Below are 21,717 nucleotides of genomic sequence, written 5' to 3' on the forward strand. Positions count from 1 at the left end.
CATGTCCTTTCCTCTCCTGACGGCGACGGCGGCCCTCCCGGCGATCGGTGCGATCGCCACCGCCGCCGTCCCCGCAGCCCGGCGCACCGCGGCCAAATGGCTGGCGCTGCTCTTCTCGCTGGCCACGCTCGTGCTGGCGGGCATCGCGCTCGCCAGGTTCGAGCCCGGCGGCGCCCGCTACCAGCTCACCGAATCGCACGCCTGGATCAAGGACTTCGGCGTCCGGTACGAACTGGGCGTGGACGGCATCGGGGTGGCGCTCATGGCGCTCACCGCCCTGCTGATCCCCTTCGTCATCCTGGCCGGCTGGCACGACGCCGACCCCCTGGAGACGAAGTCCTCGCGCTGGCGGCCGACCCAGGGCTTCTTCGCCCTGATCCTGATGGTCGAGGCGATGGTGATCCTCTCCTTCGAGGCCACCGACGTCTTCCTCTTCTACATCCTCTTCGAAGCCATGCTCATCCCGATGTACTTCCTCATCGGCGGCTTCGGGGACCGGGCCCACACCGGCAGCGACGAGAACGCGGCGGCCCAACGTTCGTACGCCGCGGTGAAGTTCCTCCTCTACAACCTGGTCGGCGGCCTCATCATGCTGGCCGCCGTGATCGGGCTGTACGTGGTCGCGGGGACGTTCTCGCTCTCCGAGATCGCCGAGGCACGGGCCAACGGCTCGTTCTCCATGGCGACCGGTACGGAGCGGTGGCTCTTCCTCGGGTTCTTCTTCGCCTTCGCGGTGAAGGCCCCGCTGTGGCCGCTGCACACCTGGCTGCCCAACGCCATGGGCGAGGCGACCTCCCCGGTCGCCGTCCTGATCACCGCGGTCGTCGACAAGGTCGGCACCTTCGCGATGCTCCGCTTCTGCCTCCAGCTCTTCCCGGAGGCCAGCAAGTGGGCGACACCGGTGATCGTCGTCCTGGCGCTGATCAGCATCGTGTACGGGGCGCTGCTCGCCGTCGGCCAGCGCGACATCAAGCGGCTGATCGCCTACGCGTCGATCTCGCACTTCGGCTTCATCATCCTCGGCATCTTCGCGATGACGAGCCAGGGCCAGTCGGGCGCCACGCTTTACATGGTCAACCACGGGATCTCGACCGCCGCGCTGATGCTGGTGGCGGGCTTCCTGATCACCCGGCGCGGTTCGCGGCTCATCGCCGACTACGGCGGGGTGCAGAAGGTGGCGCCCGTCCTGGCCGGCACCTTCCTGATCGGTGGTCTGGCCACCCTGTCGCTGCCCGGACTCGCCCCGTTCGTCAGTGAATTCCTGGTCCTGGTCGGCACGTTCAGCGCGTACCCGGCCGCGGGCATCGTCGCCACGACCGGCATCGTGCTCGCCGCGCTGTACGTCCTCGTCCTGTACCAGCGGACGATGACGGGCCCGGTGAAGGCCGAGGTCCAGGGCATGGCGGACCTCAAGGTCCGGGAGCTGGTGGTGGTTCTCCCGCTGATCGCGCTGCTGCTCTTCCTGGGTGTCTATCCGAAGCCGCTGACGGAGATCGTGAATCCGGCGGTGCAGCACACCATGTCGGACGTCCAGAAGAAGGACCCCCAGCCTGAGGTGGAGGCCGCCAAGTGAGCGCAACAGCTGTCCACAGCCTGTGGACGACGGCGGGCGGGGTGACATCGGCCGCCCCGGCCGAGAAATTCAAGGCCCCGGTCATCGAGTACGCGCAGCTGACCCCGGTGCTCATCGTGATCGGTGTCGCCGTCGTGGGCGTTCTCGTCGAGGCCTTCGTGCCGCGCCGGTCCCGCTACTACACGCAGGTCTTCCTGACGGTCGTCGCCCTCGCCGCCGCGTTCGCCGCGGTGGTCGGCCTGGCGGCCGGGGGGTACGGCACGACGAAGGCGCACATCGCCGCGATGGGCGCCCTCGCGATCGACGGCCCGACGCTGTTCCTGCAGGGCACCATCCTGCTGACCTCGCTGGTCGCCGTCTTCACCTTCGCCGAGCGGCGGCTCGACCCCGCCGCACACGGCAACCGCGTCGACTCCTTCGCCGCACAGGCCGCATCGGTCCCCGGCAGCGACAGTGAGAAGGCGGCGGTCAAGGCCGGCTTCACCACCACCGAGGTCTTCCCGCTGGTCCTCTTCTCCGTGGCCGGCATGCTGGTCTTCCCGGCGGCCAACGACCTGCTGACACTCTTCGTGGCCCTGGAGGTCTTCTCCCTCCCGCTCTACCTCCTGTGTGCCGTCGCCCGCCGCAAGCGGCTGATGTCGCAGGAGGCCGCGGTGAAGTACTTCCTGCTCGGTGCCTTCTCGTCGGCGTTCCTGCTCTTCGGGATCGCCCTGCTGTACGGGTACGCGGGCTCCGTCTCGTACGCCACCATCGCGAACGTGGTCGACGGCTCGGTCACACAGATCGACCCGGCGCTCGCCGACACCATGGGCAATGACGCGCTGCTCCTGATCGGCGGCGCGATGATCCTGACCGGTCTGCTCTTCAAGGTGGGCGCCGTCCCGTTCCACATGTGGACCCCGGACGTCTACCAGGGCGCCCCGACCCCGGTCACCGGCTTCATGGCCGCGGCCACCAAGGTCGCCGCGTTCGGTGCGCTGCTGCGCCTGCTGTACGTGGTGCTGCCGGGCCTCGCCTGGGACTGGCGCCCGGTCATGTGGGCCGTCGCGATCGTCACCATGCTGGGCGGTGCGATCGTCGCCATCACCCAGACCGACATCAAGCGGCTGCTCGCCTACTCCTCGATCGCCCACGCCGGCTTCATCCTCGCCGGTGTCATCGCGACCACCCCGGAGGGCATCTCGTCGGTCCTCTTCTACCTGGGCGCGTACTCCTTCGTGACGGTCGGCGCGTTCGCCGTCGTCACCCTGGTGCGCGACGCGGGCGGCGAAGCGACGCACCTGTCGAAATGGGCCGGGCTCGGCCGGCGCTCGCCGCTGGTCGCCGCGGTCTTCGCGGTGTTCCTGCTGGCCTTCGCCGGCATCCCGCTCACCTCCGGGTTCTCGGGGAAGTTCGCCGTCTTCAAGGCGGCGGCGGACGGCGGCGCGGGCGGCCTGGTCGTGGTCGGTGTGATCTCCTCGGCGATCGCCGCGTTCTTCTACATCCGCGTCATCGTGCTGATGTTCTTCAGCGAGCCGAAGGCGGACGGCCCGACGGTCGCCGTCCCGTCCCCGCTGACGACGACGACGATCGCGGTCGGTGTCGCGGTCACGCTGGTGCTGGGCCTCGCCCCGCAGTACTTCCTGGACCTGGCGAGCCAGGCGGGAGTGTTCGTGAGGTAGCGCACACGCGCACAGCCGGTACACCGCTACGACAACGCCGGACGGGCTTGAGGAGTCAAGCCCGTCCGGCGTTGTCGTAGGCGGCGCCTATCGTGGCAGGGGACGGTGGCAGGACGGAACGGGACGCCCCGGGATCTCGGGGGACAGAGCGATGAGCGTGACGGGCGGGACCATGGATGTGACTGAGAGCGACGCGCGGCGGACGCTGCACCGGGTGTTCGGGTACGAGGCCTTCCGCGGCGAGCAGGAAGCGATCGTCGACCATGTGATCGCGGGCGGCGACGCCGTCGTGCTCATGCCGACCGGTGGCGGAAAGTCCCTCTGCTACCAGATCCCGTCCCTGGTCAGAGGCGGTACGGGCATCGTCATCTCGCCCCTGATCGCCCTCATGCAGGACCAGGTGGACGCGTTGCGGGCGCTCGGTGTGCGGGCCGGCTTCATCAACTCCACGCAGGATTTCGACGAGCGCCGCTCGATGGAGGCCCAGTTCGTCGCCGGCGAGCTCGACCTGCTCTACCTGGCCCCGGAACGGCTCCGCCTGGACTCCACCCTCGGCCTGCTCTCCCGCGGCGAGATCTCCGTCTTCGCCATCGACGAGGCGCACTGCGTGGCCCAGTGGGGCCACGACTTCCGGCCGGACTATCTGGCGCTCTCCGTCCTCGGCGAGCGCTGGCCCGACGTACCGCGCATCGCTCTGACGGCCACCGCGACCAACGCCACGCACCAGGAGATCACCCAGCGCCTGGGCATGCCCGACGCGAAGCACTTCGTCGCCGGCTTCGACCGGCCCAACATCCAGTACCGGGTCGTGCCGAAGGCCGACCCGAAGAAGCAGCTGCTCTCCTTCCTCAAGGACGAGCACGCCGGGGACGCGGGCATCGTCTACTGCCTGTCGCGCAACTCGACGGAGAAGACCGCCGAATACCTCTGCCGCAACGGCATCGAGGCCGTCCCGTACCACGCCGGTCTGGACGCGGGCACGCGCGCCGCCCACCAGTCCCGCTTCCTGCGCGAGGACGGCCTGGTCGTCGTCGCGACCATCGCGTTCGGCATGGGCATCGACAAGCCGGACGTACGCTTCGTCGCCCACCTGGACCTGCCGAAGTCGGTCGAGGGCTACTACCAGGAGACCGGCCGCGCCGGGCGTGACGGACTGCCGTCCACGGCCTGGATGGCGTACGGACTCCAGGACGTCGTCCAGCAGCGCAAGCTCATCCAGGGCGGCGAGGGCGACGAGGCGTTCCGCCGCCGCGCCGCCTCCCACCTCGACTCGATGCTGGCCCTGTGCGAGACGGTCCGGTGCCGCCGCGCCCAGCTTCTGACGTACTTCGGCCAGGAGCCCGGCGCGGCGGCCTGCGGCAACTGCGACACCTGCCTCACCCCGCCCGAGTCCTGGGACGGCACGGTGGTCGCGCAGAAGCTGCTGTCGACCGTGGTCCGGCTGAAGCGGGAGCGGGGACAGAAGTTCGGTGCGGGCCAGATCATCGACATCCTGCTCGGCCGCAAGACGGCGAAGGTCATCCAGTTCGACCACGACCAGCTCTCGGTCTTCGGTATCGGTGAGGAGTTGCCCGAGGCCGAATGGCGCGGAGTGGTACGGCAGTTGCTCGCCCAGGGGCTGATCGCGGTCGAGGGCGAGTACGGCACGCTGGTGCTGACCGAGGAGAGCGGGTCCGTCCTCGGGCGGGAGCGCGAGGTGCTGCTGCGCAAGGAGGCACCGAAGCCCGCGTCGCGCTCCACGAAGGGTGAACGCAGGACGAAGTCCCAGACGGCCGCCGCCGAACTGGCGGCCGAGGCCGTCCCGGTCTTCGAAGCACTGCGGGCCTGGCGCGGCGCGCAGGCGAAGGAGCAGGGCGTCCCGGCGTACGTCATCTTCCACGACGCGACGCTGCGCGAGATCGCCACGGTGCGGCCGGACTCGGTGTCCGCGCTGGGCGGTATCAGCGGCCTGGGCGAGAAGAAACTGGCGACGTACGGGGAGGGGGTGCTGGAGGTGCTCGCGTCGTTCGGGGAGGTCGCGGCGGGCCCGGAGCCCGGTCCTGCGGTGGCCCCCGCCGCGCCGGCCCCGGCGGCGTCCGAGGCTCCGGCCCCGGCGGCGTCCGTGGCTCCGGTCCGGGACGCGTCGGCGGCCTTTGACGCCGATCCGGAGTTCGGCTGGGACGAGGAACCGCCCGAGTACGAGTGAGGGCGGGGACCGATGGCGGCGCCGGAGCTACTCCGGAGCCGCTGCCCGGCGGCGCGCGGTGATCGCGGTGAGGTCGAGATCGACGGGGAAGGGGACGGAGACCTTCATCCGGTCGTGGAAGATGCCGGTGGAGGTGTAGGCCCCGGTCGACGGCTCCAACTCGAAGACGTAGACCACCGCCCTGCCGTCGTGGTTCTCCACTCGCCAGTAGTGCGGGATCCGGGCCCGCGCGTATTTCACGGGCTTGGTCTCGCGGTCCCGGGTCAGGGACTCGTCGGAGACGACCTCGATCGCCAGCAGCACCGCATCGGCGGGGAACCGTGTCTGCCGCAGACCCTCGACCGCGTCCGCCCGCACGACGACCACATCGGGTTCGGGCCGGTTCTGCCAGTCGACGTCGATGGTGAATTCGCGAAAGACCTCGAAGTCGAGCGGCGCGAGCGATTGCAGCTGCCATTTGAGATAGTCGATCGCGCGCTCGTGGAATACGGTCTGCGGACTCACGAAAACAAGGCTCCCGTCGATCAGCTCCGTGTGCGGAGGCAGATTCGGGAGTGTGTCCAGGTCATCGGCGGTCCAGCCGCCCACGGGCGGAACCGCCCACCGCGGCTCCGAGGCCTCGGGTTCGGTGCTCATCAGTGCTCCCATGACGCAGAGTCTCGCGGGAGATTCCAGCGTATCCGCCGGGAACGGGGTGCGGCTCCCCCAAACGTGTGAACGACCCGCGCACGGCTGACCGTCGGGCGCCCCGGCCGGTGTCTGCCCTGGTCGGCCGGACACCGGTCGGTCGCTGCCCCCGGCCGTGCCGCCCGGGTCAGTCGTCCCCGCCTCCGCCTCCTCGACCGCCTCCCCAGCCTCCCGCGCCTCCGCCGCTCTGGTTCGCCTTGTCCTGGCGTACGTTCTGGCGCACCGCGTACGCGGTCCACTCGTCGCGCACCAGGTCGCGCATTGCCGAACGGCTTCTCCAGCCGCCCTGTGCCACGGCGCCCGACAGGCCGGTCGCCGAGACCAGCGCGGCCAGGGTGCGGCTGCGCCGGTCCGGGAAGCCGGCTGCCTCGGAGGCCGCGAAGCGTTCCCGGACCGCGGCCGGCAGGGCCGGGTCCGCCGCCGGGTGACGGTGGTAGGGGAGCAGCCCGAGGAGCCGGTGGGTCTCCCTGCGCAGGACCGCGCGGCCCACCAGATGCTCCAGGCACAACTCCTCGACGTACCGGCCGGTCCGCCGGATCCACCGCTTCGCGCCGACGCCGCCCGCGAGCCCGCCCTTGTCCGGGGCCGGCAGGCTCCCCAGGACCTGCGCGAGGAGCGGGTCCTGGGGAGCCTGCGGGTTGATCACCCGTATCCGGCCGTGCTGTTCGGCGATCCGGCCGTGGAGCTCCAGCTCCGCGAGGACCGCGCCCGCCACCGCGTACTCCAGGAAACGGTTTCGGCAGTACGGCTTGCCGCGCCGCGGGTCCAGGGCGAGCAGGAGCAGTTCCTCGGGGAGCGTGGGCTCCGGGAGAGCGGGGTTCACGACGCGGGCACGATCCGTCCCGTGACCTCGCCGAGGCCGACCCGGGTGCCGTCCGGGCCCGGCGCCCAGGCCGTCATCGTCACCGTGTCGCCGTCCTCCAGGAACGTCCGCTTGCCGTCCGGGAGGTCCAGCGGGTCGCGGCCGTTCCAGGTCAGCTCCAGGAGGGAGCCGCGCTGTCCGGGCTCGGCGCCGCTCACCGTGCCCGAGCCGTACAGGTCGCCGGTGCGCAGCGACGCCCCGTTCACCGTCATCTGGGCCAGCATCTGGGCCGCCGTCCAGTACATGGTGGTGAACGGCGGCTCGGCGACCGGCTGTCCGTTGATGGCGACGGAGATCCGCAGGTCGAGCCCGCCGGCCTCCTCCTCGCCCGCGTCCTCCAGATAGGGGAGCAGCGGGAAGTCGCGGGCCGGAGGCGCGATCCGGGCCGCCTCCAGGGCTTCGAGCGGTGTCACCCAGGCCGATACGGACGTGGCGAAGGACTTGCCGAGGAACGGGCCGAGCGGGACGTACTCCCAGGCCTGGATGTCCCGCGCCGACCAGTCGTTGAGCAGGCAGAGCCCGAAGACGTGCTCGCGGAAGTCGCCGAGCGGGACCGGGCGGCCCTGCTCCGAGCCGACTCCGACGACGAAGCCGACCTCGGCCTCGATGTCGAGCTTGACGGACGGGCCGAAGACCGGGGCCGCGTCGGACGGTGCCTTGCGCTGGCCGGAGGGGCGCACCACGTCCGTGCCGGAGACGACGACGGTGCCGGCCCTGCCGTGGTAGCCGATCGGGAGGTGCTTCCAGTTGGGCGTCAGCGCGTCGCCGTTCGGCCGGAAGATCTTTCCGACGTTGGTGGCGTGGTGCTCGCTCGCGTAGAAGTCGACGTAGTCCGCGACCTCGTACGGCAGCTGGAGCGTCACGGACTCGACCGGGCGCAGCAGCGGTTCGATGTCCGCGCGGTGTGCCGGGACCGTCACCCAGGCGGTCAGGGCCCGCCGGACGTCCCGCCAGGCGGTGCGGCCGGCGGCCAGCAGCGCGGTCAGGTCCGGCTGGGCGAGGAGCTTCGCGTAGGGCGAGCCGAGTGCGTGCGCCGCGGCTCCGGCGTCCAGGACGTGGTTGCCGATGCGGACGCCGACCCGGCGGTCCTCGGGGTGGTCGGGGGTGGAGAACACACCGTAGGGAAGGTTGTGCGGACCGAAGGGGTCGCCCTCGGCCAGATCGAGCGGGCTGCTCTGCTCGGGCATGTGTTGCTGCCTCGCTTTCCAGGTCGCTTGGGGGACACGTTACGTCGGTGCCGCCGCCCCGCGGGAGTGTCCCAACTGCTCCTGATGCCCGGAAAGTTCCGCCGTGCCCCCGGTGCGCGGGGGCACGGCGGTGGTTCATCCGGCCGTGCGCGGGATCCGCTTCTCCCAGGTCCGGTGGAAGACGACCTCGCCGCCGTCCTTGCACACCACCTCGTCGGACGTGATGAAGTCGGTGTCGTCCGCGCTGATCTCGGACCGGGTCTCGATCCGCACGTCCCACGCCATCTCCGGCCGGTGCAGCCGGATCGCCCAGTCGGAGCGGGTACGGGCGCAGAGCGGGTCGTTCTCCTGGATCGTGTAGGTCTCCAGGGCGTCCTCGGTGAATTCGAGGCCGTCCGGATAGACGCGGGTGCCGCCGTAGCGGGGGTCGACCTCCAGCCGCCATTCGCCCTGGGCGACATCGCGGACGACCAGCCGTTCGGGGCGCTGTCCGTCGAGCGTCACGGGGTGGACGACGCCGAGCGGCTCCGACTGTTCCGGTTCCTCGAAACGGATCGCCGGGTCCTCGGTGTGCCGGCGCACCGGCAGTTCGAGGGAGCTGCCGTCGGCGTCCAGAGTGAAGCCGACCGAGCCCGCCTGCGGCCAGATCCACGGCCAGTACGAGGACGAGACCGCGAGTCTGATCCGGTGGCCTGGCGGGAAGGTGTGCCCGATGCCGTTGAGCTCGAAGGTCACGTCCTCGGTCGCGCCCACCGGCCAGTCGTCCGCGCGGTCGCGGCCGTGCCGGGCGGAGAGGTTGAGCGCCCCGCGGGTGACCAGGGTGGAGGAGCCGTCCGGTGCGACGTCGCAGAGCCGGGCGATGGCCTGGCCGCGCGCCACGTCCATCCGGATGCGCAGCTTCACCCGGGGGCGGCCCAGGATCTCGATCGGGGCGCCCTCGACCGGGAACTCGAACGAGACCGACTTGGCGTCCTCGTCGCGCTGGTCGGGCGGCAGGTCGGCGTCGTTGCCGAACGGGAAGAAGCGCCCGGCGTCCAGACCGGTCTGCTGCGGCGAGTCGACGATCTGCGGACCGCCCTGGAGGGCGTACACGACGGGCGCGACGTTCGGGGAGGGCCAGGCGGTGTCGCCGACCCAGCGTCCCGGCATCGTCTCGTAGACCGTGGCGGGGCGGTGCGATTCGCTGATCCAGGACCGGAGCAGCGGCTCCGCCATGATGCCGGTGTCCTCGTCCTTGAGGTGCTGGTCCCACCAGCGCAGCGTCTCCTGGAGGAAGCCGATCGCCGGACCGGGCGGCAGACCGCGGTCGGGGTACTGGTGCGACCAGGGGCCGATCAGCCCGCGGACCTTGTCCGGGGCGAGGTGCTCGACGAGCCGCAGGACCGTGTCGCGGTACGGGTCGTGCCAGCCGCCCACCGCGAGGACGTGCGCCTGGATCGCGGAGTAGTCCTCGCAGACACTGCCGTGCTTCCAGTAGTCGTCGCGGGTCTGGTGCGCCAGCCAGGTGTGGATGAACGGTTCGACCGTCTCCAGCCGCTTCAGCCACATGTCCTTCCAGCCCTCGCCGACCTGCGCCGGGTCCGGCGGCCGGGAGACGAAGGCCAGCATGGTGGCCGCCCAGGCGTGCATGTCGACGCCGAGGACCGAGCCGCCCATGTAGTGGACGTCGTTGTCATAGCGGTCGTCGGCCGAGCAGACGGTGACGATCGCCTTCAGCGGTTCGGGGGCCAGCGCCGCGATCTGGAGCGAGTTGAAGCCGCCCCAGGAGATGCCGAACATGCCGACCCGTCCGGAGCACCACTCCTGCTGGGCCAGCCAGTGGATGACGGCGACCCCGTCGGCCAGTTCCGTCGCGTCGTACTCGTCGCCCGGCAGGCCCTCGCTGTTGCCGTGTCCGCGTACGTCCACCCGGACGGAGGCGTAGCCGTGGCCCGCGTACCAGGGGTGGCGCTGCCAGTCGCGCGGCGCCGTCCAGTCGCTCAGCCGGTACGGCAGGTATTCGAGGAGCGCGGGGACGGGTTCGTCGGTGAGGGGTCGCCAGATCCGGGCGTACAGCCGGGTGCCGTCCGGCAGCGGAATGTAGACGTCCTCATGGGTGGTGTCATACGGGAACGTGGTGCGGATGTGCATGGCGGTACCTCAGTGGACGGGGTGCATGGTGCGTTTGAGCCAGGGGGCGGCGGCGATGACAGCCACACCGGCCACCACCGCGATCGCGCCATTGACACCGAAGTAGGCGGGGTTGGACACCTCGCCGTACAGCTTCACGACTTGGGCCTGGATGCCGTTGGCGAGGGCCAGCGAGAGGAACCAGAGCGCCATCGTCTGGCTGGCGAACGCCTTGGGCGCGAGCTTGGTCGTCGCGGACATGCCGGAGGTCTCCAGCAGGATGTCGCCGAGGCCGAGCAGCAGGTACGAGCCGACGATCCACCAGGCGGCCATCTTGAAGGTGTCGCCGGTGTGCCCGGAGGTCGGCAGCACCATCAGCAGGAAGGACAGACCACCGAGGATCACCCCGATCGCGATCTTGTTGGAGGCGTGCGGCTGACGCGGGCCCATCCGGGCCCAGACCGCGGCGACCACCGGGGCGAGCGCGACCTCGAAGGCGCCGAGCGCCGAGGCGTACCAGCTCGCCGGGAAGTGGAAGCCGAAGATCTCGGTACGGGCGTTGGTCGACGCGAGCAGGATCATCGTCGAGTACGCCTGGAAGAGGATGAAGTTGAAGACGACGGAGGCCAGGAACAGCACCACGTACGGGCGCAGCCTGCCACGCTCCTCGTCGGTGACGCGCGGGCTGCGGAACATCACCGCGAAGTAGACGACCGGTGCGATCACCGAGACGAGGGTGAGCACGTCGACGAACCGGCCCATGGTGAGCCAGCCGGCCAGGGCCAGCGCGGTGGCGACGGCGGCGACCACGACGGCGCCGATCACGATCAGCCGTACGGCACGGCGCATCGGTGCCGGTTCCAGCGCGAATTCGGCGCTGTGCTTTCGGCCGGCCAGGTGACGACGGCCCAGTACGTACTGGATCAGACCGATCGTCATACCGAAGGCGGCGGCGGAGAAGCCCCAGTGCCAGCTCGCGTGGTCCCCGAGCCAGCCGGTGACCAGCGGGCCGAGGAACGCCCCGATGTTGATGCCCATGTAATACAGCGCGAAGCCGGCGTCGCGGCGCTGGTCCTCGGTGCGGTACAGCTTGCCGACCATGGTCGCCACATTGGGCTTGAGCAGACCGGTTCCGGCGCTGATCAGACCGAGGCCGGTCCACGTCATGGCGTCGCTGGGCACCGCCATGGCGTAATGCCCGCAGGCGATGAGAATTCCGCCGTACAGGACGGCGCGGTACGAGCCGAGGATCCGGTCGGCCAGCCAGCCGCCGGCCACGGAGACCAGGTAGACGAGGGTGCCGTAGGCGGCCGAGACGGACGCCGCGGTGCCCGGTTCCATGCCCATCCCGCCGCGGGCGACGGTGTCGGCGAAGTAGAGGACCAGGATCGCCTGCATGCCGAGGAACGAGAATCGTTCCCAGACCTCCAGGCCGGACAGGGTCATCAGGCCCCGTGGCTGGCCGAAAAAGGCATGGTCGTCGCCGGGCGGCGGCTGAGTCGGTTCGGTGTCGGTGGCCGTGTGGGACAAAGGGAGAACTCCAGATCGTATGAGCTGATCTCGAACATACCGGCGGTGGCGGGAAGGCGCCCATGGTGATCCAAAGGGGACCGGATACGCTGACTTGAGTGATGACAGCGACACATCGACATTCCGTGTGATCGTCAGTAGACAGGAGATCCCCTCGTGACCGTCGTCGGGCCGTTCGGACTGAGCGTGCGGGACCACGCTCTTGAGGCCGATGTCCAGGCCGGTTTGGCTGCTGTCGAGTCGGGGCTGCTCGATGCCACCAAGAGCGGCGTGCCCTTCATCACGGAGGCCGCGCAGCATCTCGTACGCGCCGGGGGCAAGCGTTTCCGGCCGCTGCTGGCCATGCTGGCGGCCCAGTTCGGCGACCCCGACGCGCCGGGTGTCGTGCCCGCGGCCGTCGTCGTGGAGCTGACCCACCTCGCCACGCTGTACCACGACGACGTGATGGACGAGGCGGACGTACGCCGCGGCGTCGAGAGCGCCAACACCCGCTGGGGCAACTCGGTGGCCGTCCTGACCGGCGACTTCCTCTTCGCCCGTGCCTCCCACATACTGGCCGACCTCGGCCCGGAGGCCGTACGCATCCAGGCGGAGGCGTTCGAGCGGCTGGTCACCGGTCAGATCCTGGAGACCGCGGGTCCGGGCGACGGGCGCGACCCGGTCGAGCACTACCTTGAGGTGATGCGCGGCAAGACCGGCTCGCTGATCGCCGTGGCCTGCCGGTTCGGCGCGATGACGGCCGGTGCGGACGAGTCGGCCGTCGATATCCTCACCCAGTACGGGGAGAGGCTCGGTGTCGCCTTCCAGCTGGCCGACGACGTACTCGACATCGCCTCCGACTCGCACGAGTCCGGCAAGACCCCCGGCACCGACCTGCGCGAAGGCATCCCGACGCTTCCCGTGCTCCATCTGCGGGCCCGCGCCGCGGCCGACGGCAAGCCGGACGACGTGGAACTCGTCGAGCTGCTGGACGGCGACCTGAGCGACGACGCCCGGCACGCCGAGGTGCTGCGCAGGCTGCGCGCCCACCCGGCGCTGGAGCAGGCCCGACAGGACACCGTCCGGTACGCGCAGGAGGCGCGCGCCACGCTGACGCCGCTGCCCGAGGGCTATGCGAAGGCCGCGCTGGCGGAGATGTGCGACGCGGTGGTGCACCGCGCGGGCTGAGCCCGTCCCAGCCGCTGTGCACCGCCCTCGCGGTGATCGGGCGAGCGCCGAGGCCGAACGCCCTTGTTCACCGGGCGGGGGCGGCGAAGGCGGCCCGACCGCCCGCGGCGCGGTCCGGATGTGCTTTTGGCCCCTGTCGGGTCCGCGAAGTGGCGCTTCACCCGGCTCGGCCCCGGCGCCTGGCAGGCGCCGCTGATGTGACCGCGCGGAAAGAGGGTGCCCCTGGCGCTGTATCCCGGGCATGGCCGTGCCTCGGCCTGTATCCCGGGCATGGCCGTGCCTCGGCCCGGCGGGACTTCCTGCCGTTGGCCGAGGCATGGCACACGCACCGGGGACTGCGAGGGTTGCCGTCCCGGGCGCGTCAAGGACGTACGCGGTCCTGGTCGCCGATCACCCGCAGATCCCCGGGGCGGCGCTGCGACCGGCCCGCACCCGGGACACGTTCGTACTCCGGGTGCGGGCCGCTCGTCAGCGCAGGCCGATGGTGACCGGGCCGCCCTGGGGGCTGAGGCCCTTCATCACGGACCACGGCACGCGGAAGACACGGCCGGGTGCGGCGGGCCACGGCAGGGTCCGTTCCGAGACGACCCGCCCGTTCTGACGGACGACGACGTGCGGGAACCGGACGGACCGGTCCGTCCACAGCAGCAGGCGCCCACGCGGGGGAGCCGGGTCACCCGGGCGCAGCAGCCCCGGTGCCACCCAGCGCAGCGGCGCATCGGCGAGGATGCGCAGGCCCGGGGCAGGCTCGCCGGTCCCGGTCAGCCATGCCTCGACCTGGTCCGCGACGTGCAGGCCGTCGAGGGCTGCGACGTCGGCGGTGTCGACCGGATGCAGGAGGTTGCCCGCGGCGAAGACGCCGGGGCGGCTGGTCCGCAGGGCGGTGTCGGTCAGCGGGCCGAGGGTTCCCGGGTCCAGGTCGAGTCCGCCGCTGCGGACGAGTTCGTGGTCGGGGATCCAGTCCCCGGTGAAGACCACGGTGTCGCAGGCGACGGTGCGCCGGGCGAGGGTGTCGAGATTCTCGATCTCGACGGCCTCGACCCGGCCCTTGCCGATGATGCGGGTGACCCGGCTGCGATGGGTGACGGGCACGCGCAACAGGGCGCGGCCGGCGACATTGAAAGCTGCGTACGACTCCGTCCTGGGGTACTGGCTGACCATCAGCTCGGTGGCGCAGCCGGCTTCGCGGAGGGTGACGGCGGCAGACCAGCTGACCAGTTCCCCTCCGACGATGACGGCCCGGCTGCCGACCTCGCTGTGATGGAGGTGGACGGCGTTCTGCAGTTGTCCGGTGGTGTAGACGCCCTGCGGCCGGTCGCCCGGGATGCGCCGGGCCGCGCGGGGCCGTTCGCGTGCGCCGGTGGCGAGCACGACGGCCTTGGCCTCCACGCGCAGCCGCCCCTGCGGACCGGTGACCTCCACGGCCCGGTCGCCCGCCCAGTGGGTGACCATGGTCTCGGTGCGGATGGTGGCCCCGGCCGAAATGGCCTGCTCGACGAGGTGGCGCGCGTACTTCGGGCCGGTCATGACCCGGCGCAGGTCCCGCAGGCCGTATCCGGTGTGGTCGCTGTGGCGGGGGATGCCTCCGGCGTCCTTCTCCCGGTCGAGTACCAGGACCTCGCCGCGGATCCGGGGTGCGAGGGCGGCGGCAGCCGTGAGCCCGGCCGGGCCGCCCCCGATGATCAGGACGTCCGGTGTGAGTGTGGTGCTGGTCATCAGGAGTTCACCTCGGGCCGCGCCGGCGCGGTGGCAGTGCCGCCGCAGCCGTTTTCGTTCAGGAGTCGGTTGACGGCCGCGCCGCAGAAGAAGCCCTGGCAGCGGCCGTTCATGGCCCGGGTGCGGCGGCGCAGGCCCTCCAGGTTGCGTGCCGGCAGGGGCGATTGGAAGGCGTCGCGGATCTCACCGGCGGTGACGCGCTCGCAGAAGCAGACGACCTTGCCGTACTCGGGGTCGGCGGCGATGCGGTCGGCGTCCTGGTAGGGACGTACGGTCGCCTCGCCGATGTTGGCCATCCGCGGAGGGCCGGGCAGTTCGGTGCGTGCGGTGAGTACGAGTCCGGCTTTTTCGAGCACCTCGTGGACGTGCTCGGCGATGGCCATGCCGGAGGTCAGCCCGGTCGAGCGGATTCCGCCGACGAGGAGGTACCGCTGCGACGGGGTGGGCTCGATGAGATAGTCCCCGTGGTCGATGGCGGCCCGCAGCCCCGCGTAGGAAGCGGTCACCTCCTCGGTGAGCAGCCGGGGCATCAGTCGCTCGCCCTTGTCCAGCAGGAAGGCGAATCCGTCCTCGGACGTCCCGGTCGCGGTGCGGTCGGTGAGGTCCTCCGAGGTGGGCCCCAGCATGATGTTGCCGTAGATGGTGGGAGAGATGAGCACCCCCTTGCCCCGGGACGTGGGCACCGGCAGGACGATCTTGTCGACCAGCGGGCGGGCGAGCTTGTCGAAGACGAACAGCTCACCGCGGCGCGGGGTGACGGTGAACCGCTCGTGGCCGAAGAACCGGTCGATGCGGTCGGCGCCGAGGCCCGCCGCGTTGACCACCCAACGGGCCTCCACAGAGCCGCCGGTGGTGGTCAGCGTGGTGGACCGGGCGTTCACCGAGACTGCGGTGACGGCATGGTTGAGCAGCACCTCGGCGCCGCGCTGCCTCGCGTCGGTGGCCAGGGCCAGGTTTGTGGTCCAGGTGCAGATGATCGACTCGTCGGGGACCGTGAGCCCGCCGAGCGCGCCGTCGCCGAGGGCGGGGATCAGGTCGTAGACCTCGTCTGCGCCGACGATCCGGCACCGGTCGTAACCGTTCTGCTCGGCCTTCTCCTTGAGACCGGGCAGGGCGGCCAGCTCCTCGGCATTCCACGCGACGAGGATCGCGCCCGTGTGCTCGACCGGGATTCCGGTCGAGCGGGCGTACTCCGACAGCAGGTGATATCCGCGCTTGACGAGTCTGGACTCCAGCGTGCCCGGCTTGGCGTCGAATCCGGTGTGCAGGATCGCGGTGTTCGCCTTGCTGGTTCCGTCGCCGACGTCGTCGCGTGCCTCGACGAGCGCGACCGACAGCTGGTGGCCGGACAGGTCGCGGGCGATCGCCGAGCCGACGATGCCTGCGCCGATGACGACGACGTCGTAGACATGGTCCGGCTCGTGCGGTGTGGTGTCGGTCATCCGAGTTCTCCCTTGCGGGCGGTGGTATCGGCTGCCGCCGCCCAAGTACTGCGGTAGTGCGCGGCCCGGTCGGCCGACCAGACCGGTTCGTAGACGGTGACCGGGTTCCAGTCACCGACGGCTTCCTCCAGGCTCAGGCCCGGGGTGAGGGCCAGCCTGGCCAGCGCGGCCGCGCCGAGCGGGGTGGCGTGCGAGGACGGGTAGATGTCGACCGGTACCTGGGCCAGATCGGCCTGGGCCTGCATCAGGGTGCGGCTGCGGGTCAGCCCGCCGTCGGCGCGCAGCCGGCTGAGCGGCGTACCGAGGTCGGTCTCCACCAGGCCGCACAGGGCGGCGACCTGGGCGGCGATGCCCTGCAGCACGGCGAGGACCAGGTGCTCCTTGCCGGTGGACAGGGTCATTCCGGTGAACGTGGCTGTTGCGTCGGGACGCCACCACGGTGCCGCGAGGCCCGCCAGGGCCGGCACGCACAGGGTGCCGTCGGACTCCTTCGCCGCTACGGCGTCCAGTTCGCTCGCGGACCCGATGAATCCCAGGTCCCGGATCCAGCGGACGGCCGACGCCGCGGTGTACACCTGGCCGTCCACGCAGTACGGCGTCTGCGCCGCGGTCCGCCAGGCCACCGAGGAGGTGAGCCCGGCCCGTGAACGCAGGGCGGTGTCGCCGGTGTTGGCCAGCAAGAACGCGCCTGTGCCGTAGGTGCACTTCGCGGTTCCCCGCTCCAGGCAGCCCTCGGCGAGCAGAGCTGCCTGCTGGTCGACGACCAGGCCGGCGACCGGCACCTCGCGTCCGAACGCACTGGTCGTGCCGATGACCTCGTCGCAGCCCACGATGCGCGGCAGCTTCTCGGAGCCGAGACCGAACAGATCCACCAGCTCCGGGTCCCAGGAGACCTTGTCGAGGTCCATCAGCAGCGATCGGCTCGCGGTCGAGGCATCGGTGACGAACTCGCCGGTCAGCTGGTGCACCAGCCACGTGTCAGTGGTCGTCACCACTCCTTCGGTGGTGACGTTCTGTCGCAGCCAGGCCATCTTCGGCGCCGAGAAGTACGAGTCGAGTACGAGCCCACTGCGCTGAGCCACCCACGGGGCGTGCTCGGCCAGAGCGGTGCAGATCGACTCCGCCCTGCGGTCCTGCCAGACGATCGCCCGGGACAGCGGGGTGCCGGTGTGCGGGTCCCAGGCCAGTACGGTTTCGCCCTGGTTGGCGAGGGCGACCGCGTCGACGGGCCTGCCTGCGGCGGCGATGGCACGCCGTCCGGCGGTGAGGACCGAGTCGAGCAGTTCTTGCGGGTCCTGCTCGACGCCACCGCCGCCGAGGTAGGCCGGCCGCAACTCCTCCTCGGCGATGGCGATGGTCTCGCCCCGCTCGTCCACCACGATCGCCTTCGTGCCGGAGGTGCCCTGGTCGATGGCCAGAATGGTGCTCATCGCTTGCTTTCCTTGGCGGTCGTGTGCACCGTGCCCGGAGCAGCGGGGTCCGAGGTGACGTCGAGGGTCTCGTCGATGTTGATCATGTCCGGCATCGACATGCCGGACACGCCGCGCCGGATCAGCAGATAGGCGAGGTAGGCGGCCCCGAGGGCGAAGAGGACGAGGACGTAGAGCCAGGGGTCGCGGAACGACTGGTCACGGAAGATGAGGAGTTCGTATCCCAGCCACACGGAGGCGACCACGATGACCGGTATCTCCCAACGCCCGAGGGAGAAGCCCTGCGTGGGCGGCAGCGACTTCCGCTTGACGATGTACATGAGCACCGTGCCGGCGTAGATGATGGCGGGCAGCAGAGTGGCGGCGGAGAAGAGCGAGAACAGAGCGTCGGTCGAGCTGGAGAAGCTGGCGAGGATCAGCTGCGCGATGACGAAGATGAACAGCGTGGCATTGAGCGGGGTGCCACGTGAGGGGCTGACCTTGCGCAGCGCCTGCCACCCGGGGAAGCGCTCGTCGCGGGACATCGCCCACACCAGCCGGGTCCCGCTCATGGTGATGACCAGACCGCAGGAGAAGATCGAGACCACGACGAGGACCAGGAGCGCCTTGCCGACCGTCGATCCGAGTACGGCGGTGATCACGGTGGCCACGGGGGTGGCGGACGTGGCGAGCTTCGCGGGGTCGTCGATGAGGGCGGTGATCGCCACGAGGAACAGGAATCCGAGGACGCCGAGGGAGAGCACGGCCTGGGCCATGGCCTTGGGGATCACCCGTGCCGGGTCCTTGGTCTCCTCGGCGAGGTTGGCCGCGGACTCGAACCCGACGATGGTGAAGGCGCCCAGGAGGAACGCGAGGGCGAACGGCCCGGCCTCGGTGGCGGTGCCCAGGCTGTAGTAGCCGTCGGTCGCGGCCGGCGCGGCGCTGAACAGCGTGGAGAAGTCGAGCTTGCCCGTGAACGCTCCGACGACGAAGAGCAGTACGGTCAGCGAGATCATGCCGATGAGCTGCACGGTCACGGCGACCTTGTTGACCTTGTGCGTCAGATGCGTCGAGGCGGCCACGAGAATCGCCTGGAGCAGGATGACCACGGCGGTGATCGCCCAGGCGTTCTGGGACGTCCCCCGGTACTGGAGAAGTTCCGGCAGGATCGTCGCGGCGACGGTGTAGTCCACCGCGACGACCACGACTCCGAGGAAGGAGAACGAGATCCAGCCCATGACCCAGCCCCAGACCGGGTTCACCAGTCGGGACACCCACTGGTAGGCGTATCCGTTGATGGGGATACGGGCGGCGAGAGCGCCGAAGACAAGGGCGACCGACAGCTGGCCGATGACGCTGATCGGCCAGGCGAAGATGCCGCGCGGGCCAGAGCTGTTCAGCACGGAACCGTACGTCGTGAAGATGCCCGTGGCGATCGAGACGAAGCCGAAAGCCATGGCGAAAGAGGCGTACCGGCTCAGCTCCCGGCGCATCTCCTGCTTGTAGCCGGAGCCCGGCGTGGATTGTGGGTCGTCACCTTGTACGACATCGGTGTTCGTCGTGGCCATCGCGGTGCTGTCCTTTCAGAAACTGCCGTTCGTTGCACGGGGCGGGTCTCACACGGAGACATCGCCGGGGAGAGAGCGCCGCGGCGCTCAGGAGTGTCAGGCCGAGATCACCACTGCGCCCGACTGCTCGATGACCGAAGCCAGGGACGGTTCGGGCGCCTGGTCGGTGATCAGGCCGGTGCAGTCGCCAAATCCGCAGACGCGGTGCGGAGCCACCCGGCCAAGTTTGCTCCCGTCGGCCAGCACGTAGCTGAGCGCGCTGCGAGCGAGGATCGCGCGCTTGGTCGCGTTCTCCTCGAAGTAGAAGTCGGTCATCCCGGCGGCGCTGTCGACGCCGCCGGAGCCGAGAAAGGCCAGGTCGGCGTAGAGGCCGTTGAAGAAGTCCACCGTCAGAGGGCCGGAGCAGACCAGGTCGCCGCCCCGGATCCGTCCGCCGGGGACCAGTACGTCGACATGGGGGCGGGTGGACAGCTCGGCCGCGACGAGCAGGGACGGGGTCGCCACCGTCCCGCGGAAGTCCGGCGCCAGGGCACAGGCGACCTGCAAGGCCGTCGTGCCGACGTCGATCACGACGGTCATGCCGGAACGGACCAGATCCGCGGCGGCTCGCCCGATCGCCGTCTTGGCCTGCTGCTGCGAGGCAGACCGCTCCGTGAAGGATGCCTCCTCGCCACTCAGACCGCGGACGACGGACAGCGCTGCCGCACCGCCGCGCACCCGCATGAGATGCCCCTGCTTCTCCATCTGTGCCAGGTCCCGGCGCACGGTCTCGGCCGAGACGCCGAGCTGCTCGGCCAGACTCTCGGTGCTGATCGTGCCGCTGCGCTCCACGACGGTGGAGATTCGACGGTGACGTTCGGCTGGCAGCATCCCGGCAACCTCGCTGACTGGATTCGTGGAAAACTGACTGGAGATGCCTGAAAGTGTGGATGCGTGACTGGAAATCGTCAAGAGTTGGCGCGTAATTCACCTGTCCCGCCGCGCTGTGACCCGATCAGCAGGCGTACGGCGCGGTTCCCCGGACCGGCCCCGGCTGTTGTGGCGGCCCTGGAGTCGGGGTACCTCCCCTACGGGGCGTGGGAGATCCGCTCGTGCGGTGTCATACCGAAGAGGTAGGCGGAGTTGCTCCCCGGGGGTGACGTTTTCGCATCGCCGGTTTGGTCGGATGGAGAACAACCACTCCTGAGCAAATCGGGTGAGAATGGCGGCGCGGAGTGGGCGAGTGCATCCGGACGGAAGCCGCCGACCACGGAGGTAGGGCACACATGGCACCGAACGACAGCGTTGAGACGAACGGCGGGACCAGGGGCACCGCCGTCGGCCGCCGGAAGGCGGCGCGCTACATCGTCCCGGTCGCGGTGGCGGGGGTGGCGGCCGCGACGATCGGGCTCGTCCCGGCGCTCGCGAGCACCGGTGACCCCGATCTGCCGAAGATCACCGCACAGCAGCTCATCGAGAAGATCGCCGCTTCGGACACCCAGCAGTTCTCCGGCACGGTGAAGATCAGCACGGACCTCGGCATCCCGTCGCTCGGCGGTCTCGCCGGCTCCTTCACCCAGGGCGGCGGCGGCAAGGGCGATTCCGGCGCCGACCCGCAGAAGAAGATGACGGAGCTGGCGTCCGGCACGCACACCCTGCGGGTGGCCGCCGACGGCCCCGACAAGCAGCGGGTGTCGATCCTGGACAGCGCGGCGGAGTACAGCCTGATCCGCAACGGCGATCAGGTCTGGGCGTACGACAGCAGCTCCAACGAGGCGTATCACGCCACGGAGGACGGGAACGGGAAGAAGGCCGAGCATTCGGCCCCGGCCCCCGAGTCCGTGCCGACCACGCCGAAGGCGCTCGCCGAGCAGGTCCTCAAGGCCGCGGGCCCCACCACCTCGGTGACGGTCGACGGCACGGCGCGGGTCGCCGGACGTGACGCGTACAAGCTGCTCATCAAGCCCAGGCAGAGCGGCTCCACGATCGGCTCGGTCACGGTCGCGGTCGACGCGAAGAACGGTGTGCCGCTGAAGTTCACACTGCTTCCGAGCAGCGGTGGCAAGGCCGTCGTCGACGCCGGGTTCACCAAGGTCGACTTCGGGAAGCCGGCCGCCTCCTCGTTCACGTTCACCCCGCCCAAGGGCACCAAGGTGACCGAGGCCGACGACGCGAAGGCGCAGCGGAAGACCGACGGGGACAAGGGGCTGGGCATGTTCCCGGGCGCCGAGGGACTGGGCGCCGGAGGACTGGGTGCCGGGGACAAGGGCGGCAAGGACACGAAGGTCATCGGCGAGGGCTGGAACGCGATCGCCGAGATCAGGACCCCGGGCGGCACCGGTCTCCCCTCGAAGGCGTCGGGTGACGTACCGGCCGAGGCGCAGCAGTTCCTGGACGCGCTGGGCGACAAGGTCAGCGGCAAGTTCGGCTCCGGCACGGTCTTCAAGACCCGCCTGGTCAACGCCCTGATGACGGACGACGGCAAGGTGTATGTCGGTGCGGTCACGCCGGACGCGCTGGTCAAGGCGGCGAACAACGCCGCCTGACACCGGGGCGCACGACGTTTCCCGCCACTGTTCACCCGCCCCGCCGTACCCTCCGTACGGCGGGGCGGTCCGCGCTGAGCCGTGCTGTCCGGCCGC

At 70.4% G+C, this 21,717-nt stretch carries 15 protein-coding genes; 5 read left to right on the forward strand and 10 right to left on the reverse strand.

Features of this window, described 5'->3' with window-relative positions:
* The first annotated feature begins 1 nt into the window (after position 1).
* From ACZ68L_RS16255 to recQ, 3 genes are all read left to right on the forward strand, one after another.
* Positions 2–1,573, forward strand: a complete 1,572-nt coding sequence (locus tag ACZ68L_RS16255; protein WP_469577450.1) for an NADH-quinone oxidoreductase subunit M — start codon at positions 2–4, stop codon at positions 1,571–1,573.
* A complete protein-coding gene (gene nuoN, locus ACZ68L_RS16260) occupies positions 1,570–3,234 on the forward strand; it encodes an NADH-quinone oxidoreductase subunit NuoN (protein ID WP_469577451.1) in 1,665 nt (554 codons plus the stop codon). Before ACZ68L_RS16255 ends, nuoN begins: the two co-directional genes overlap by 4 nt.
* Positions 3,235–3,385: 151 nt before the next feature.
* Complete coding sequence (recQ, locus tag ACZ68L_RS16265; RefSeq protein ID WP_469577452.1) at positions 3,386–5,419, forward strand: DNA helicase RecQ; 2,034 nt, start codon at positions 3,386–3,388, stop codon at positions 5,417–5,419.
* A 27-nt stretch (positions 5,420–5,446) separates the two neighbouring features.
* On the opposite strand, the gene ACZ68L_RS16270 is transcribed toward recQ, so the two are convergent.
* The 5 genes from ACZ68L_RS16270 to ACZ68L_RS16290 all read right to left on the reverse strand — a co-directional run bounded on the left by ACZ68L_RS16270 (position 5,447) and on the right by ACZ68L_RS16290 (position 11,794).
* Positions 5,447–6,055 carry a Uma2 family endonuclease gene (locus tag ACZ68L_RS16270; protein ID WP_469577453.1) on the reverse strand — a complete coding sequence of 203 codons (609 nt, stop codon included), beginning with the start codon at positions 6,053–6,055 and terminating at the stop codon, positions 5,447–5,449.
* Between the two features lie 178 nt (positions 6,056–6,233).
* On the reverse strand, positions 6,234–6,929 hold the full coding sequence (locus ACZ68L_RS16275) for a GOLPH3/VPS74 family protein (RefSeq protein ID WP_469577454.1): 696 nt from the start codon (positions 6,927–6,929) through the stop codon (positions 6,234–6,236).
* On the reverse strand, positions 6,926–8,155 hold the full coding sequence (gene fahA / locus ACZ68L_RS16280; RefSeq protein WP_469577455.1) for a fumarylacetoacetase: 1,230 nt from the start codon (positions 8,153–8,155) through the stop codon (positions 6,926–6,928). Before fahA ends, ACZ68L_RS16275 begins: the two co-directional genes overlap by 4 nt.
* 135 nt (positions 8,156–8,290) lie before the next feature.
* The gene (locus tag ACZ68L_RS16285) at positions 8,291–10,285 is read right to left on the reverse strand and encodes a CocE/NonD family hydrolase (RefSeq protein ID WP_469577456.1); all 1,995 of its coding nucleotides are present in this window, start codon (positions 10,283–10,285) and stop codon (positions 8,291–8,293) included.
* Positions 10,286–10,294: 9 nt separating this feature from the next.
* Positions 10,295–11,794 (reverse strand): peptide MFS transporter, encoded by a 1,500-nt coding sequence (locus tag ACZ68L_RS16290; RefSeq protein ID WP_469577457.1) that lies wholly within the window; start codon positions 11,792–11,794, stop codon positions 10,295–10,297.
* Positions 11,795–11,950: 156 nt separating this feature from the next.
* On the opposite strand from ACZ68L_RS16290, the gene ACZ68L_RS16295 reads away from it, so the two are divergent.
* Positions 11,951–12,961 (forward strand): polyprenyl synthetase family protein, encoded by a 1,011-nt coding sequence (locus ACZ68L_RS16295; RefSeq protein WP_469577458.1) that lies wholly within the window; start codon positions 11,951–11,953, stop codon positions 12,959–12,961.
* Positions 12,962–13,429: 468 nt separating this feature from the next.
* Here the strand turns inward: ACZ68L_RS16295 and ACZ68L_RS16300 are convergent, their stop codons facing one another.
* From ACZ68L_RS16300 to ACZ68L_RS16320, 5 genes are all read right to left on the reverse strand, one after another.
* Positions 13,430–14,677, reverse strand: coding sequence for an NAD(P)/FAD-dependent oxidoreductase (locus tag ACZ68L_RS16300; protein WP_469577459.1), 1,248 nt, complete (start codon positions 14,675–14,677; stop codon positions 13,430–13,432).
* On the reverse strand, positions 14,677–16,119 hold the full coding sequence (locus ACZ68L_RS16305) for an FAD-dependent oxidoreductase (RefSeq protein WP_469577460.1): 1,443 nt from the start codon (positions 16,117–16,119) through the stop codon (positions 14,677–14,679). Before ACZ68L_RS16305 ends, ACZ68L_RS16300 begins: the two co-directional genes overlap by 1 nt.
* Entirely contained in the window at positions 16,116–17,549 is a 1,434-nt protein-coding gene (locus ACZ68L_RS16310; protein ID WP_469577461.1) for an FGGY family carbohydrate kinase, read from the reverse strand. The genes ACZ68L_RS16305 and ACZ68L_RS16310 overlap by 4 nt, the downstream gene beginning before the upstream one ends.
* The gene (locus ACZ68L_RS16315) at positions 17,546–19,096 is read right to left on the reverse strand and encodes an APC family permease (protein ID WP_469577462.1); all 1,551 of its coding nucleotides are present in this window, start codon (positions 19,094–19,096) and stop codon (positions 17,546–17,548) included. Before ACZ68L_RS16315 ends, ACZ68L_RS16310 begins: the two co-directional genes overlap by 4 nt.
* 96 nt (positions 19,097–19,192) lie before the next feature.
* Complete coding sequence (locus ACZ68L_RS16320) at positions 19,193–19,966, reverse strand: DeoR/GlpR family DNA-binding transcription regulator (RefSeq protein ID WP_469577463.1); 774 nt, start codon at positions 19,964–19,966, stop codon at positions 19,193–19,195.
* 395 nt (positions 19,967–20,361) lie between these two features.
* Here ACZ68L_RS16320 and ACZ68L_RS16325 point away from each other — a divergent pair, with 395 nt between their 5' ends.
* On the forward strand, positions 20,362–21,621 hold the full coding sequence (locus ACZ68L_RS16325) for a LolA family protein (RefSeq protein WP_469577464.1): 1,260 nt from the start codon (positions 20,362–20,364) through the stop codon (positions 21,619–21,621).
* Positions 21,622–21,717: the final 96 nt, after the last annotated feature.

This window comes from Streptomyces sp. NPDC104309 (genome assembly GCF_055584025.1).